This window comes from Pseudomonas sp. NPDC088444, assembly GCF_044900175.1.
Classification (GTDB): Bacteria; Pseudomonadota; Gammaproteobacteria; order Pseudomonadales; family Pseudomonadaceae; genus Aquipseudomonas.
The window spans coordinates 224,044-238,624 of sequence record NZ_JBJDNK010000007.1 but is presented as its reverse complement, the minus strand read 5'-3'; the positions used below and the strand labels follow the sequence as shown (position 1 = coordinate 238,624).

Below are 14,581 nucleotides of genomic sequence, written 5' to 3'. Positions count from 1 at the left end.
CGCTCCTACAGGGTTAGGCGTTGATCAACTGGTCGACTTCGGCGGCCAACGGCGCGGTCGCAGGCCCCCAGCGGGTGACGGCAATCGCCGCTGCCGCGTTAGCGCGCAACGCCGCTTCGTGGGGGCTTAGCCCCGCCGCCAACCCGGCCAGCAACACACCGGCATGGGCATCACCCGCACCGTTGGTGTCGATGGCCGTGACCGGGAATCCACGCACATGCTGCGCCTCGCTGCCCTGCCGAATCCAACAACCATTCGGGCCATCACGCACGACAATCAGCGCGTTATCGTTCAGCCACCGCGCCAGTTGTTCCAACGCGTCGACAATCGCCTCGCAGCCGGTAAATCGCAGGGCTTCTTCGCAGTTGCTGGTCCACACACCAATCAACGGCAGCACCGCCTGCATCTCTTCACCCTCGGGCGAATTCACCAGCGGACCCGGGTCGAACACCACACTCGCACCACTCGGCAAATCATCCAGCCAGCTCAACAGCGTCGAGACTTTGTTTTTGTGCAACAGGCTGTAGCCGCTGACAAATACAAAATCGTTCGGATGCACGACCAGGCTGTTCAAGTCCGAGGCAGACAACCCGCCCTCAGCCCCCACGTAGGAGATGAACGAACGCTCGGCCGACGGCTCGATCAGGGCCACCGACAATCCCGTGTCCTGATCGGCCGACGCAACCGTGGCGACTTCGATGCCCTCAACCGCCATGGCCTGACGTGCGAGGTCGCCAAAACGCCCTTTGCCGTGGCGGCCCAGATACACCGTCTGTAAACCATTTCGGCACGCAGCGGCCATGACATTGAAACCACCCCCGGTCTCGAACGCTGCCGAACGGGCGAGCACATCGCCTCCCGAACGGGGCAACTGATCGAGGGCCATGACCAGGTCGACCACGACCTGGCCGGTGTAGAGCAATCTAGCGGGCATGTGCAGCCTCATGGGAAACGACGCGGCGGTCGCGGGAACCGCCAAGAAGCGCATACAGACCACCGGCGACGATGAACGTCACGATCCAGCCCAGACCGTTATGGCCGAGCCAGGAGTCGGACAGGAAGCCTTTGAACAGCACGTTTTCCGGCGTCGTGGCCACGGTGGTGAAACTGAAGCCCAAGACAATCGCCAGTGCCCACGCACCGACCGCACGCCACTCCACACCGCCGCTGTACCAATAAGCGCTGGAAGGCGACACGTCCATCAAGTCCTTGGCCGAGTACACGTGGCGATGAATCAGGTCGACCACGAAGATCCCGACCCATGCGGTGATCGGCACTGCCAGCATCGAGATGAACGTAATGAACGGGCCGTAGAAACTGTCGGCGATGAGCATGAAATAGATCGAACCGACGAAGATCGCCACGATGTCGACGATTACCGCGTGCACGCGCTTGATCTTCAAACCCAGGGTCAGCGTGGTCAGGCCCGCCGAATACACCGACAGGTTGTTCGACAGCAACAGGCCACCGAACGCCGTGATGAGGTACGGCACGGCCATCCAGGTTGGCAGCAACTCGCGAATCGCGATGATCGGGTCAGTGGCCGAGGCCAGGTGATCGTTACCCACCGACAACAGGCCGCCGAGGGTGATCAGCAACACCAGCGGGATGCCCGCACCAAACGCAGCCGAAGCAACCAGGCGCGTGGCTTTGACGCTGCCGTGTTGATAGCGCGACATGTCCGCACCCGCGTTGGCCCAGCCGATACCGGTGCCCGCCGCCATGGTGCCCACACCAATGATCATTGCGCTCATCGGTGCTGGCGTAGCGTTGAATACGGCCGCCCAATCGATGTGCGCGATGAGGAAGCCGCCGACCACAATATTCAGCGCGCCGAAGATGTAGGTCGCCCATTTCTGGATAACCAGCAGCGTCGCGTGGCCCAGCCCGGAAACGGTGAGGGTCATCAGCACGAAAATGGCGATGAACAGCAGCGTCAGGCCCGGTGAGTTTTTCGCCTCGACCGCCGTGCTGAACAGGATCGAGCACAGCGACAGCAGGACGAACGCTGCGGTGGTGGTGTTGACCGTTTCCCAGCCCAAACGGGACATCAGCGAAACAATCGTAGGACCGATGTTGCCGCGCACCCCGAAAATGGCACGGGACAGAGTCAAACTGGGTGCACGACCACGACGACCGGCAATGGAAATCACCCCGACCACGGCAAACGAACCCGCGGCACCGAGAATCGCCACGATGATGGCCTGACCGATGGACAACCCGCGAAACGCTACCAGCGTCGCACCAAGGGGAAGACCGAGAATACTGATGTTGGCCGCAAACCAGACCCAGAACAGTTGCAGCGGGTGGCCGTTGCATTCGTTTTCCGGAACCGGCTCGATGCCGCGTGTTTCAAGCTGTCCTGCGCCCTGACTGGCGTTGGATGACGTCATGTGAATGCTCCTGTTGCCATTTGTTCTGGTTGTGGGCAGTACGTAAAGCAAAGGACTTCCGTGTCGGACGAGGGTAGCCGCTCACGATCAACGAGCAAGCCGCCCCCGAATCGCCGCCGGATGACAGGGCGATGTGTGTCTTATTCAAATCAGTTTTCCGGCGTCGGTCAGACCGCGCGCAGGGACAGCAAATGCTCGACCAGAGGGGACAGATCGAGGTTGTTCGCGGCCTTGACCTTTTCGATCATTGCCTGCGGCCAGGCCGCCATGCCCTGACACGCACCCAGCATGGCGCCAAGAATCGCCGCGATGGTGTCAGTGTCGCCGCCCAGACTGGCCGCCATGCACAACGCATCGAACGCGGCCAGTTGACCTGAAGCGACGTGGTGCGCCAGCGCGAACGCGGCAATCACCGATTCCTGCGAGGCCACCGACGTGCCGATCACGTCATAGATCAAATCAGGCAATTGCTCGGTGGTCGCGTCGGCGCAGAGTTGCCGAGCCCAGCCGATACGGGCCGCAATACGCCCTCCTGCGATCCAGTGACCGTGACGCTCGGCGATCAACGCGACACGGGCGCCGATGTCCAGTGCCGTACTCAGCGCGACACCGTTGATCCCCGCCGAGACCACCGCCGCCACCGCCGCCGCGCTGGAAATACCCAGTGTCGTGTTGTGGGTCACCTGACAGGCCTGCACGACCGACTCAACGAACGAGGCTTCGTCGATGACATCTGCCGCAATGCCCACCGGGGTAATGCGCATCGCCGCGCCGTTGGTCGTACCGAATCGCCCGGCCTCTTCAGGGCTATGGCCCGCCAGAATCATCTCGATTGCACGCTTGGTTGACGGGCCAAGCAGGTCTTGCGACCCCTTGGCCTGCATCACCACTTCCCAGTCGATCAACGTTTGCGCCAAGTCGGACGGGTCGATGCGCCCGCCCCCGGCCACCAGCAATTCGGCGACCAGTACGGCCTGTTCGGTGTCATCGGTGATCGACCCGGCCGCCATGTTGGGCGCGATCGGCTGGTCGGCATCGGCGGCGGTCAGCGTGGTGATACGGTCGAAACGCTGCTTGATCTGTTCGCGACTGAGCGACTGCGTGGGCATGCCCAACGCGTCGCCTAAAGCCAGGCCGTAGAAAGCGGCCTGAGCGCGGTCGCGAATGTCGATCAATGCAGTCATGTACTCGATCCAAATGCCAGATGCAGACGAAAATGCACGGGGTCCAGAAGGCTTTCCACGTGCTCCATGAAACGCTCGCGGCGGTCGAACGTGGTTCGGATTGCCTTGAGAAATACCGTGCCCGGTTCACGCAACATCAACGCGGCGTCGTCATTGCCCAGCGGCTCGGCGCCAATCCACTGGTCGCCGCGATCACCGACATAGCCATGGGCGGCCATGGTCACGGTCAGCGAGTCGTCGATCAGGCCATCGCGAGGCAGGTTTTCCAGGCCGTCAACGGCAGGAATCAACACGCGCTCCAGCGACACCACGTTGCCATCGGCTGCCGTGCGACGGCGGTCCAGCGCGATAAACGCTGCCGTGCCGAACCGGCTTTCCAGATCCGGTCGCTGCACCGCGACCAGGCGCAAGACTTCCGTGCTGACTCTGGCGCCTGTATCGGCCAGCGCCTGTGCCCAACCGGCGCGCTGATCCAGCGAAATGCCGTCGTAGGTGACGATCGAACCAACGCCCGTCTGCGTCGCGATGTAGTTGCGACGCTTCAACTCGGACAGCGCCTCACGCAAGGTGCCGCGGCTGACGTTAAATTCCTGAGCCAGCAGGTTTTCACCTGGCAACAGCTCGCCGGAGCCCATTTGACCGGTTTCTATGCGTCGCGCGAGTTCGTCGACCACGCGTTTTTTCTTGTCAAACCGAACCTGTCTAATCATGTACAAATTGATATCCGAAAAGGGTTGATGGGATCAAGTTATTTTTAAATCTCAACCGAAAATTTGTTACGTCTGTTGCATCGCATTGCGAGCAATCTCACTCCGATGGCAAGGCTTAAAAACCCTGTAGGTGTGAGCTTGCTCGCGATGGCGTCCGTCAGCGTAGCTCATCACCGCTCGGGGTTAACGATGCTCGACTGCTCACTGACGATCTGACGAATGGCCTCCACGAACACGTCCACCGGCTGGCCGCCAGACACGGCGTACTGGTCATTGAATACGATGGTCGGAACCGAACTCACACCTCGGGAAACCCAAAGCTGCTCAAGCTCTCGCACCTCGCTGGTGAATTCGTCAGACGCAAGAACGGCTTCAGCGCGCACTCGATCCAGCCCGACCTTCTGCGCAACATCGGCCAAGACTTTGTGGGAAGAAACATCAGCGTGCTGACTGAAATAGGCGGTAAACAGAGCCTCCTTCAGCGCCTGTTGCTTGCCCTCACGCTCAGCCCAATGCAGCAAGCGATGAGCATCGAAGGTGTTGTAGATGCGCCGTTCGCCCGGTTTGAACACAAAGCCAAGCTCAGCGCCGCGCTGGCGGATGTTTTCGGCGTTGGCCTGATACTGCTCGCGGGTGGAGCCGTATTTCTCGGCAATGTGCTCGAAGATCTCCTGCCCGTCCGAACCCATGTTCGGGTTCAGTTCGAAAGGCTGGAAGTGAATCTGCGCCTGGACTTCATCGCCCAGATGCTCCAGCGCCTGATCCAGCGCCCGCAGGCCGATGATGCACCAGGGGCAGGAGACGTCGGAGATGAAATCGATTTTCAGCGGAGTGGGCATGACAGCCTCGTGCAAAAGAGGGAAAGGTGCACGATACGCCTATGTCGCAGCGCCACAAAACTTGAAGGAGCGTGGCTTGCCCGCGATCGACGGGGACCCCGTCGTAAAACCAGAGCATGCGGTGTATCTGCCAAACCGAGTTGCCTGATTTTACGACTGTTTCGCAGCCGTTCTCGGGACAAGCCACGCTCCTACAGTCCTCATAGCTGGGCGATGTGCGAGGCATCGTCGCGATGCTCACGCAAATACGGCAACACCGCCGCCAGCAATGGCGCCTTGAATGCTTCCTGAAAACGATGGGCCAGCCCCGGAATCAGCTTCAACTGGCTGCCCTGAATGTGCGCCGCCACATGAACGCCGTGCATCACCGGCAACAACGGGTCTGCCGTGCCGTGCACCACCAGCGTCGGCACCCGTAGGCGATTCAGCAGCTCTACGCGACTGGGTTCGGCGAGGATCGCCAGAATCTGACGTTTGACACCTTCAGGATTGAACGCCCGGTCGTAGGCAATCGCCGCCTGTTGCAGCAGTTTCTGCCGATCATCCTTGACTTCCGGGCTGCCCAGCGCGGCTAGCAGATCGGCCTGTTGCTCCAGCGCCGTCTGACGATCCGGAGCGCCTCGACGTGCCAACAGCTGCAACAGCGCGGGGCTTGGCATTGGCAGCCCCGGTGCGCCAGAACTGGTCATGATCAACGTCAGACTTTCGACACGCTTGGGCGCCATGTCGGCCAGATGCTGCGCGATCATCCCGCCCATGCTGGCCCCCAGCACATGGAATTTCTGAACGTGCAGGGCGTCCATCAGGCCCAGTGCGTCCTGCGCCATGTCGGTCAACGAATACGGTGCCGACACCGGCAGGCCGATTTTGTAACGCAGCACTTCGTAGGTCAGGTTGGCCGTCGCAGGTGCCTGTACCCACGTCGACAAACCAACATCGCGGTTGTCATAACGAATCACCCGAAAACCCTGCTGGCACAGGGCAACGACGACCTCGTCCGGCCAATGAATCAGTTGCCCGCCCAGCCCCATGACCAGCAGCAGCGCCGGGTCTGAATCTCGACCGATACTTTGATACGCCAGGTGCACTTGATCGAGTTCGGCCACTTGGGTGGGAACGTTGACATCGCATCGAGCGGCCGCAAAAGACGGCAAGCTGCACAAGAGCGCAGCCAGAAAAAATAAGAAACGCATGGAAAAACACCGAAACGCAGAACCCCAGTAGGCCGCGAGTCTGATGAAGTTTTCTAAAGCGCGCTGCCACAGTTGCGTGACATTTTGATGAAGGCGGCTCAGCGGTAGATCAAAGCACGTCGGTGCATCTGATGAAGGTCAACTGTGGAAGCGAGTTCATTCGCGATGGGTCGGTACATCCGATACATATCTGTCGGCTGTACCTACTCATCGCGAATGAATTCACTCCCACGGGATGATCTGTATCCCTACTGACAACTGGGGCATTTGTCGACATCGCTCGTTACATGAGACAAACTCATCGTCTCGGTTGTTGTCACAAAATTTATTCATGGAGCGCCAAGGTGCTTGAGATTCGTCACCTGAAAACCCTGCATGCGCTGCGCGAGGCTGACAGCCTGGTAGATGCCGCTGACCGTTTGCATTTGACTCAGTCCGCTCTGTCCCACCAGTTCAAAGAATTGGAAGAGCGCATGGGTGTGCCGCTGTTCGTGCGCAAGACCAAGCCGGTGCGCTTCACCAGTGCGGGTTTGCGTCTGCTGCAATTGGCCGATTCGGTGCTGCCTCAACTGCGTAATGCCGAACGTGATATCTCGCGTCTGGCGGGAGGCGTGGCCGGACGCTTGCACATGGCCATCGAATGCCACAGTTGCTTTCAATGGCTGATGCCGACCATCGACCAGTTTCGTGACGCCTGGCCCGAGGTGGAATTGGACCTGGCCTCCGGTTTTGCTTTCGCCCCGCTGCCCGCGCTGGCCCGAGGCGATCTGGATCTGGTGGTGACGTCCGACCCGGTGGATCTTCCAGGCATTACCTACGTGCCGTTATTCACTTACGAGGCCATGCTGGCCGTTGCCAATCAACACCCACTGGCGAGCAAGCCGTTCGTGGTGCCGGAGGATCTGGCCAGTGAAACGCTGATCACCTACCCGGTGGAACGGGATCGGCTGGACATCTTCACACGCTTTCTGGAACCCGCGGATATCGAGCCTGCGCAAGTGCGTACGTCGGAGTTGACGGTGATGATGATGCAGCTTGTGGCCAGTGGCCGTGGCGTCTGTGGGATGCCGCACTGGGCGCTGCATGAATACAGCTCACGGGGTTATGTGAAGGCCAAGCGGCTGGGGGAAAAAGGACTGTTTGCAACGCTGTATGCGGCGGTTCGCACCGACATGCTGGACGCACCCTACATGCGCGACTTCCTGCTGACGGCGAAGGACACGTCGTTTTCGACGCTGGATGGGGTGAGCGCGGTGCGTTGATGTCGGGATGCGCGCGGCCTTTACTGTGGGAGCGAATTCATTCGCGAGACGTCGGTACATTCGACATAAATGCGTCGCGTGAAATACCGCATCGCGAATGAATTCGCTCCCACAAGGTCCCGTGTTTGCAGCGCAGCGCCGAGGCGACGCGACCGACCACAGGGTTATCGTCCGTCAGGCCGATTGAAGCGACCGATACAACGGCAAGATCGAATCGCGAGTCAGCGGCGCCAGGTGCAGGTGATCAAGGTTGCCGCTGTCGACCCACACGACTTCTTCGATCTCAGCCGCAGGGTTCACGGCCTGATCGACGTCCAGCCGGTACAACTGGCAGTTCACCTCAAAACCCGGCTCGTTGGCCGCGACCGCGGAAAACTCGCCGAGAAATTGCGCCTTTTCGGCTGCGACGACCAGCCCCAACTCTTCGTTCAGCTCACGGGCCAGGGCCTCGGCGGGCGACTCACCCGCATCGATCTTGCCCCCCGGCTGCATGAACGCCTGAGTGCCGCGCTTGCGCACCAGCAGGGTCCGACCATCGGCGCCGATCAACAGCGCTGCGGCAATACGAATGACCTTCACAGCACCACCTCTGTTTTCAATGCCCGGTTCTCTTGCGCCCGCTCCAGCGCGAAACCGATCAAGCGATCGATCAGGTCCGGGTAGCTCACCCCGGTGGCCTGCCACAGTTTTGGGTACATGCTGATGGAGGTGAATCCTGGCAGGGTGTTGATCTCGTTGATGATGATTTCCCGCGCCTCGGTGACGAAGAAGTCCACGCGAGACAGCCCGGCGCAGCCCAGCACGCGATAGGCTTGCAACGCGACTTCACGGACTTCGTCACTCAGGTCAGCAGGCAGATCGGCCGGAATGGCAATGCGCGCCTGACCATCGTTCAGGTACTTGGTGTCGTAGGCGTAGAACTCGTCGTTGGCGACCACTTCACCGCACACGCTGACTTGAGGTTCATGGTTACCCAGCACCGCGCATTCCACTTCACGGCCCACGATGCCCTGTTCGATCAACACTTTGTTGTCGTAATCGAACGCCAGTTTCAGCGCAGCCGCATAGCTGGCTTCGTCCGTGACTTTGCTCACGCCCACCGACGACCCCTGGCTGGCCGGTTTGACGAACAGCGGCAGGCCCAATTGCGCCGACACGCTGACGAAATCCACTGACTCGCCCCGGTGCAGCACGGCGAACGGAGCGACAGCGATGCCCGCGTCGCGCAGCAGACGCTTGGTCACGTCCTTATCCATGCACGCCGCCGAACCCAGCACGTCCGGGCCGACGCACGGGATGTCGAGCAGACGCAACAGGCCTTGCAGCGAGCCGTCTTCGCCCGTGCTGCCGTGAATCAGCGGGAACACCACGTCGATGCGCGGCACATCCAGACCGGTTTCCACCTCGACGAACTGAGGGCCTTGCGCGCCCGGCATCAGCGACAGCCGACGGCCTGAGTCGCTGAGTTTGATATGCGCCGGGTCGTCCGCATTTTGCAGGTAATCGCGCTCGTCAAAACGCAGCCAATGGCCTTGTTTGTCGATGCCGATCAAGGTGACGTAATAGTTGTTGCGATCAATCGCATTGATCACGTTGCGCGCCGATTGCAACGACACTTCATGTTCGGAGGATTGCCCACCGAAGACGATGGCGACTGACTTTTTCAAAAGGGGATGCTCCTGGATTTCAGGTCGCAGAGCTAAAAGCAATTTGCGCCGTTAGTCCAGTCCCAGCCCCTTTTGCTTGACGAAATGCAGCGCAAAATACGCAGGACTTCCCACGCTCCTACAGGTGAGGTGCAGCGTCGGATCACGTGGCCTCTTGAAAATCCATCTCCGGCGGCTGGCGGCGGAACCCACCGGTGAGCCACGCCAGATAGACGCAACCGAACACCAGCCAGCTCACACCCAGAATGATCGCCAGCTTGTCCAGGCTGATCATCAGCCACACATCCGCCACCAGACCGATCAACGGGCAGATCAGGAACAGCACCAGCTCACGCGGTCCGCGTTTTTGGCCCGCAATCCAGTAATGGAAGATCACCGACAGGTTGACCAGGCTGAACGCCAGAAAGGCGCCGAAGTTGATGAAGGATGTCGAAGTGGTCACGTCCAGTTTCAGCGCCAGCAAGGCCACCACCGCACACAGCAGAATGCTGTTGACCGGGGTGCCGAAACGCTCGCTCAGCCCTGCAAAGAACGATTTCGGCAACACACCGTCACGCCCCATCGCGTAGAGCAAGCGCGAGCCACTGGCCTGAGCCGACAACCCCGAAGCGAACTGACCGACGATCAGGCCAATCAGGAAAATGGTCACGAACAGGTCGCCGCCGATGTTACGGGCGATTTCGTAAGCGGCAGAGTCGACGTTTTCGAATTGCGCCGAGGGGTGGGCCAACTGCACGAAATAAGACACACCGACGAAGATCAGCCCGCCAATCAGGGTGATCAACATGATCGCTTTCGGAATGGTCCCACGCGGGTCGCGGGTCTCTTCAGTCAGGGTGCTGACGGCATCGAAGCCCAGGAATGAATAACAGGCGATGGCCGCGCCGCTCATGATCAACGGCATTTGCATGTCGCCATTGAGGAACGGAGTGAGGGTCCACAGCGGCTTGCTGGCATCACCACCGATGTAGTGAATGCACAACGCGACGAACGCTGCCAGCACCAGGAACTGGATGATCATCAGCAGCGCATTGACCGTATTGGCCAGTTTCAGACCAACGATGTTGATCAGACTGGTGATGACGATAAACGCCAAGACCCACACCGGCTGCGGCACCGACGGAAACGCCGACCCCAGATACGCCGCGCCGATCAGCCAGATCGCCATGGGCAGGAACAGGTAGTCGAGCAGCACCGCCCACCCGGCAATGAAGCCCAGCTTGGGGCTGATCGCCTTGCGCACGTAGCTGTACGCCGAGCCTGCCACCGGAAACGCTGCCGCCATACGGCCATAACTCATCGCGGTGAAGAACATCGCCACCAGAGCGGCCAGATACGAAGCGGGCACCATGCCGCCCGTGGACTGGGCGAGGATGCCGAATGTCCCGAGCACGATGATGGGGGTCATATAGGCGATGCCAAACAGCACCACCGACCCTAATGAAAGGGTGCGTTGCAAACGAGCCATGAGCGACTACTCCGAATTTATAGGTTTTATGGCAGAGAAAAGTTCGGCAGAACAAAGGCGTTTCTTTTAGTTGGAAGCACCGGGCGCTCGTCGTAACGGCTCCCGGCGAAGGCAGCTATTTATTGGTTTTGGGGAATCATCAGTTCGCGCACACCATTGGCATGCTCGATCACTTCGCCCGGCAGGCGCAGGCGTTGGTCGTCCAGATAGCGATAGTCGCGGCGGGCTGCCTGAAGCTGGCTCAGGTCCAGTTCGACTGAGAACTGGCACTCTTCGCGCCCGGCCTCTTTCAACAGGGTGCCAAACGGATCGACCAGCGCGCTGCCCCCGGCGAACACCAGCCCGCCGTCACCTTCGCCCACGCGGTTGACCATCAGCGCGAACGCCTGGTTTTCCTGGGCGCGGGCCATGATCGCGGTGCGATGCGTCGGGCCGTAGGGGTCCATGTTGCCGTTGGTGACGATCAGCAACTCGGCACCCAATTGCGCCAAGGCACGGGCCGACTCGGGGAATTCGATGTCGTAGCAGATCAACATGCCGACCCGCAGGCCGTTCCACAGACAGGTCGCATAGCGATCGCCCGGTGTGAACACGCCTCGGTCAGACGCCCACAGGTGGGTCTTGCGATAGCGCAACGCGATGCCTTCAGGGGTGATCAACAGTGTGGTGTTGTAGAAACGTCCGTTGTCGTTTTCGGCCATGCCGATGACCACCGACACATTGCGCGCGCAGGCGGCCTGCTGCACGGCTTGAACGGTCGGGCCATCCAGCGGCTCGGAAATCTCGGCGACGGTGTCACTGGAAGGAAAGCCCATCAGGTGCGTTTCCGGGAACACGATCAGCGCGGTATCAGCGGCGCAAGCTGCAATCGCGTCCAGCGCGCGTTTCAGGTTATGGCGCGTGCCATTGTCCTGACCCGTCAATTGGGCGAATTCGACCTTCATGGGTTTTCCTTATAGATGTTCGAAACATAAGCCGCGAGGCCGGTTCGGGCACAAAATGCTGGCCTGCCCCTCGGCTCTACGGGCAGTATGCGCATCAGCACGTGTTACGGGGTATTACGCAGCTGTAGTAACCCAATAGGGGTAGATCCATGACAATCGCACTGCAGGACATCGCCTGGCACCGCTCGGTCGCACAGTTGATCGAGGCGCTGGACCGTCCGAATTTCTGGGCTCAGTTGGTGCGCCTGCTTCATCAGTACGTCCCTTTCGATAGCTGGGTGGTGCTGCAATTCAGCTCCGGTCAGAGGCCCCAAGTCTTCGCCGAATCCCCCGGTGAGGACGGCAGCCCCGACCAGTTGTTTCAGGATTACCTCAAAGGCCTGTACCTGCTGGACCCCTTTTACATCGCCAGCCGCGAGCGCTCGCAAAGCGGCCTGTTCCGGCTGGCCGAAGTGGCGCCTGAGCATTTCGAGCTGACCGAGTATTACCAGCGATACTTTCGTCTGAATGTGGTGGCCGATGAAATCCAGTTCAATTGCCAGCTCGATCACGACCGCACGCTCTGCCTCTCGCTGGGCTCGACCCAACGTTTCGACACCGAACAGATCGCCTTGCTGTCGCTGATTCAACCGTGGGTGCTCGCGCTGCTGCGTCAGCGTCTACCCTTCGAACTGGCTGAACCTGCCTCGGAGATCGAAACCGAACAAGGACCGGCCGCCGCTCAACTGCCGACCAGCGACTGGCGCACGCAACTAGAGGCCTCGGTGCAACAGAGCCGGGGGGCGCAGTTGACGGCGCGGGAACTGGACGTCGGGCGCCTGATGCTCAGCGGCTGCTCCAGCAAGGAAATTGCGCGCAAACTGGATATCTCTGCCGAGACCGTGCGCGTACACAAGAAACATATCTACAGCAAACTGGGGATCAAATCGCAGTCCGAGCTGTTCTCGATTTTCCTTCAGGCGCAGAGCGCTTGAAGCCAGACACGTCTTACCGAAATAAAAAGCGCGGCACAGCGCTACCCAATTCAACCGTGTAAGGACTTTAAGGATCGCCCATGAGCCTCTCGCTTCTCAGTCGCTACGCCTTCTTCGTGGGCTGCGTGCTCTTCACCCTGTTCAGCCTCCCGTTTCTGCACCACGAATGGCTGTGGCCGTTCACCCTCGTCACCGCACTGCTCAGCCTGGTCGGGATCTTCGACTTGATTCAAGTGCCACATTCGGTACGCCGCAACTACCCGATCCTGGGCAACATTCGTTATGCCGTCGAGACCATTCGCCCGGAAATTCGCCAGTACCTGCTGGAGTCCGACAGCGATGCCCTGCCCTTCTCCCGCGCGCAACGCTCACTGGTGTATGCCCGCGCCAAGAATGAATCAGCAGACAAACCGTTCGGCACGCTGATTGACGTTTACCAGACCGGTTTTGAATTCATCAGCCACTCGATGCGCCCGGCGCCGCTGTCCGATCCCAACCAGTTTCGCGTCACCGTGGGGGGGCCGCAGTGCACGCAGCCGTATTCGGCGTCGATCTTCAACATCTCGGCCATGAGCTTTGGCTCGTTGAGCGCCAACGCTATTCGCGCGCTGAACAAAGGCGCCAAAATGGGCAACTTCGCCCACGACACCGGTGAAGGCAGCATCAGCCCCTATCATCGCGAGAACGGCGGCGACCTGACCTGGGAACTGGGCAGCGGCTATTTCGGCTGCCGCACTGCAGATGGCCGTTTCGACCCTGAGCGCTTCGCCAAACAGGCGCAGGACCCGCAAGTGCGGATGATCGAAATCAAGATGAGCCAAGGCGCCAAGCCCGGTCACGGCGGCATCCTGCCCAAGCACAAGGTCACCCGCGAGATCGCCGAGACCCGTGGTATTCCGATGGGCGAGGACTGCATCTCGCCGTCACGCCACAGCGCGTTTTCGACGCCGATCGAAATGATGCAATTCATCGCTCAATTGCGTGAACTGTCAGGCGGCAAGCCGGTGGGGTTCAAGTTCTGTCTGGGCCATCCGTGGGAGTTCATGGGCATCGCCAAGGCCATGCTCGAAACCGGCATTTACCCCGACTTCATCGTGGTCGACGGCGCTGAGGGCGGCACTGGCGCCGCACCGGTCGAGTTCACCGATCACATGGGCCTGCCGATGCGCGAAGGGCTGCTGTTCGTGCACAACACGCTGGTGGGTCTGAACCTGCGCGACAAGATCAAGGTCGGCGCCAGCGGCAAGATCGTCAGCGCTTTCGACATCGCCAGCGTGCTGGCCATCGGTGCTGATTGGGCCAACTCGGCGCGGGGTTTCATGTTTGCGATCGGGTGCATTCAATCCCAGTCCTGCCACACCAACAAATGCCCGACCGGCGTGGCCACTCAAGACCCACTGCGCCAGCGCGCCCTCGTGGTGCCGGACAAGGCCCAGCGGGTGTACAACTTCCACCGCAGCACGTTGCATGCCCTGGCTGAAATGATCGCCGCTGCAGGTCTGGACTCGCCGTCGCAGCTTGAGGCCAGGCATCTGGTGCGTCGTCAGTCGGCCACCGAAGTGAAACTGTTCTCCCAATCCCATGTGTTCCTGCAACCGGGGCAACTGCTCAACGGCATCGTGGACGACAGTTTCTACTCGCGAATGTGGCGCATGGCGCGGGCGGACAGCTTCGAGCCTAACGAGATCGATTGATCCCAGCACATCGGCGTCGACAACAAACTCTCGACTCGGCCCTCACCACTGTGGGAGATTCTATGTTGCCTGATCAACAGCTTTCGCCACCCAGTTGGCTCCCACAAGGGTCGCGCCAAGCCTAAATCTCGTGTCCGCCGCAGAAACTGTGGGAGCCGGCTTGCTGGCGAATGCGGTGTGTCATCCAACACATCGTCAACTGAACTGGCGCATTCGCCAGCAAGCCGGCTCCCACAAAGAGCGTTTCACGCGT

Annotated in this window: 13 protein-coding genes; 3 read left to right on the top strand and 10 right to left on the bottom strand. The window is 60.3% G+C overall.

Annotated features, from left to right (window positions below; translation table 11 throughout):
• Nucleotides 1-13 precede the first annotated feature (13 nt).
• The 6 genes from ACI2KB_RS15880 to ACI2KB_RS15855 form a co-directional block, all read right to left on the bottom strand.
• On the bottom strand, nt 14-934 hold the full coding sequence (locus ACI2KB_RS15880) for a PfkB family carbohydrate kinase (protein WP_404636106.1): 921 nt from the start codon (nt 932-934) through the stop codon (nt 14-16).
• Nucleotides 924-2,393: a purine-cytosine permease family protein gene (locus tag ACI2KB_RS15875; RefSeq protein ID WP_404636104.1), complete on the bottom strand. Its 1,470-nt coding sequence runs from the start codon at nt 2,391-2,393 to the stop codon at nt 924-926. The genes ACI2KB_RS15880 and ACI2KB_RS15875 overlap by 11 nt, the downstream gene beginning before the upstream one ends.
• A 167-nt stretch (nt 2,394-2,560) precedes the next feature.
• Entirely contained in the window at nt 2,561-3,577 is a 1,017-nt protein-coding gene (locus ACI2KB_RS15870) for an ADP-ribosylglycohydrolase family protein (RefSeq protein WP_404636103.1), read from the bottom strand.
• A complete protein-coding gene (locus ACI2KB_RS15865; RefSeq protein ID WP_404636101.1) occupies nt 3,574-4,287 on the bottom strand; it encodes a GntR family transcriptional regulator in 714 nt (237 codons plus the stop codon). The genes ACI2KB_RS15870 and ACI2KB_RS15865 overlap by 4 nt, the downstream gene beginning before the upstream one ends.
• 170 nt (nt 4,288-4,457) lie before the next feature.
• Nucleotides 4,458-5,126: a DsbA family oxidoreductase gene (locus ACI2KB_RS15860; protein WP_404636099.1), complete on the bottom strand. Its 669-nt coding sequence runs from the start codon at nt 5,124-5,126 to the stop codon at nt 4,458-4,460.
• Nucleotides 5,127-5,326: 200 nt separating this feature from the next.
• Nucleotides 5,327-6,319, bottom strand: a complete 993-nt coding sequence (locus tag ACI2KB_RS15855; protein ID WP_404636097.1) for an alpha/beta fold hydrolase — start codon at nt 6,317-6,319, stop codon at nt 5,327-5,329.
• 344 nt (nt 6,320-6,663) lie between these two features.
• Between ACI2KB_RS15855 and metR the strand changes: the two genes are divergently transcribed.
• Nucleotides 6,664-7,581 carry a transcriptional regulator MetR gene (metR, locus tag ACI2KB_RS15850; protein ID WP_404636095.1) on the top strand — a complete coding sequence of 306 codons (918 nt, stop codon included), beginning with the start codon at nt 6,664-6,666 and terminating at the stop codon, nt 7,579-7,581.
• 174 nt (nt 7,582-7,755) lie between these two features.
• Here the strand turns inward: metR and ACI2KB_RS15845 are convergent, their stop codons facing one another.
• The 4 genes from ACI2KB_RS15845 to ACI2KB_RS15830 form a co-directional block, all read right to left on the bottom strand.
• Complete coding sequence (locus ACI2KB_RS15845; protein WP_404636093.1) at nt 7,756-8,160, bottom strand: NUDIX domain-containing protein; 405 nt, start codon at nt 8,158-8,160, stop codon at nt 7,756-7,758.
• Nucleotides 8,157-9,248: a D-alanine--D-alanine ligase gene (gene ddlA, locus ACI2KB_RS15840; RefSeq protein ID WP_404636091.1), complete on the bottom strand. Its 1,092-nt coding sequence runs from the start codon at nt 9,246-9,248 to the stop codon at nt 8,157-8,159. Before ddlA ends, ACI2KB_RS15845 begins: the two co-directional genes overlap by 4 nt.
• Before the next feature lie 142 nt (nt 9,249-9,390).
• On the bottom strand, nt 9,391-10,716 hold the full coding sequence (locus tag ACI2KB_RS15835; RefSeq protein WP_404636089.1) for an APC family permease: 1,326 nt from the start codon (nt 10,714-10,716) through the stop codon (nt 9,391-9,393).
• Between the two features lie 119 nt (nt 10,717-10,835).
• Nucleotides 10,836-11,660: a carbon-nitrogen hydrolase family protein gene (locus tag ACI2KB_RS15830; protein ID WP_404636087.1), complete on the bottom strand. Its 825-nt coding sequence runs from the start codon at nt 11,658-11,660 to the stop codon at nt 10,836-10,838.
• 149 nt (nt 11,661-11,809) lie between these two features.
• Here ACI2KB_RS15830 and ACI2KB_RS15825 point away from each other — a divergent pair, with 149 nt between their 5' ends.
• Together ACI2KB_RS15825 and ACI2KB_RS15820 are read left to right on the top strand one after the other, a co-directional pair.
• A complete protein-coding gene (locus ACI2KB_RS15825) occupies nt 11,810-12,634 on the top strand; it encodes a response regulator transcription factor (RefSeq protein WP_404636085.1) in 825 nt (274 codons plus the stop codon).
• An 80-nt stretch (nt 12,635-12,714) separates the two neighbouring features.
• Nucleotides 12,715-14,328, top strand: a complete 1,614-nt coding sequence (locus tag ACI2KB_RS15820) for an FMN-binding glutamate synthase family protein (protein ID WP_404636083.1) — start codon at nt 12,715-12,717, stop codon at nt 14,326-14,328.
• Nucleotides 14,329-14,581 lie beyond the last annotated feature (253 nt).

Coding starts and splice junctions, on each gene's coding strand:
- ACI2KB_RS15880 (WP_404636106.1), bottom strand. CDS start 934: ATGCCCGCTAGATTGCTCTACACCGGCCAGGTCGTGGTCGACCTGGTC.
- ACI2KB_RS15875 (WP_404636104.1), bottom strand. CDS start 2,393: ATGACGTCATCCAACGCCAGTCAGGGCGCAGGACAGCTTGAAACACGC.
- ACI2KB_RS15870 (WP_404636103.1), bottom strand. CDS start 3,577: ATGACTGCATTGATCGACATTCGCGACCGCGCTCAGGCCGCTTTCTAC.
- ACI2KB_RS15865 (WP_404636101.1), bottom strand. CDS start 4,287: ATGATTAGACAGGTTCGGTTTGACAAGAAAAAACGCGTGGTCGACGAA.
- ACI2KB_RS15860 (WP_404636099.1), bottom strand. CDS start 5,126: ATGCCCACTCCGCTGAAAATCGATTTCATCTCCGACGTCTCCTGCCCC.
- ACI2KB_RS15855 (WP_404636097.1), bottom strand. CDS start 6,319: ATGCGTTTCTTATTTTTTCTGGCTGCGCTCTTGTGCAGCTTGCCGTCT.
- ACI2KB_RS15835 (WP_404636089.1), bottom strand. CDS start 10,716: ATGGCTCGTTTGCAACGCACCCTTTCATTAGGGTCGGTGGTGCTGTTT.
- ACI2KB_RS15830 (WP_404636087.1), bottom strand. CDS start 11,660: ATGAAGGTCGAATTCGCCCAATTGACGGGTCAGGACAATGGCACGCGC.
- ACI2KB_RS15825 (WP_404636085.1), top strand. CDS start 11,810: ATGACAATCGCACTGCAGGACATCGCCTGGCACCGCTCGGTCGCACAG.
- ACI2KB_RS15820 (WP_404636083.1), top strand. CDS start 12,715: ATGAGCCTCTCGCTTCTCAGTCGCTACGCCTTCTTCGTGGGCTGCGTG.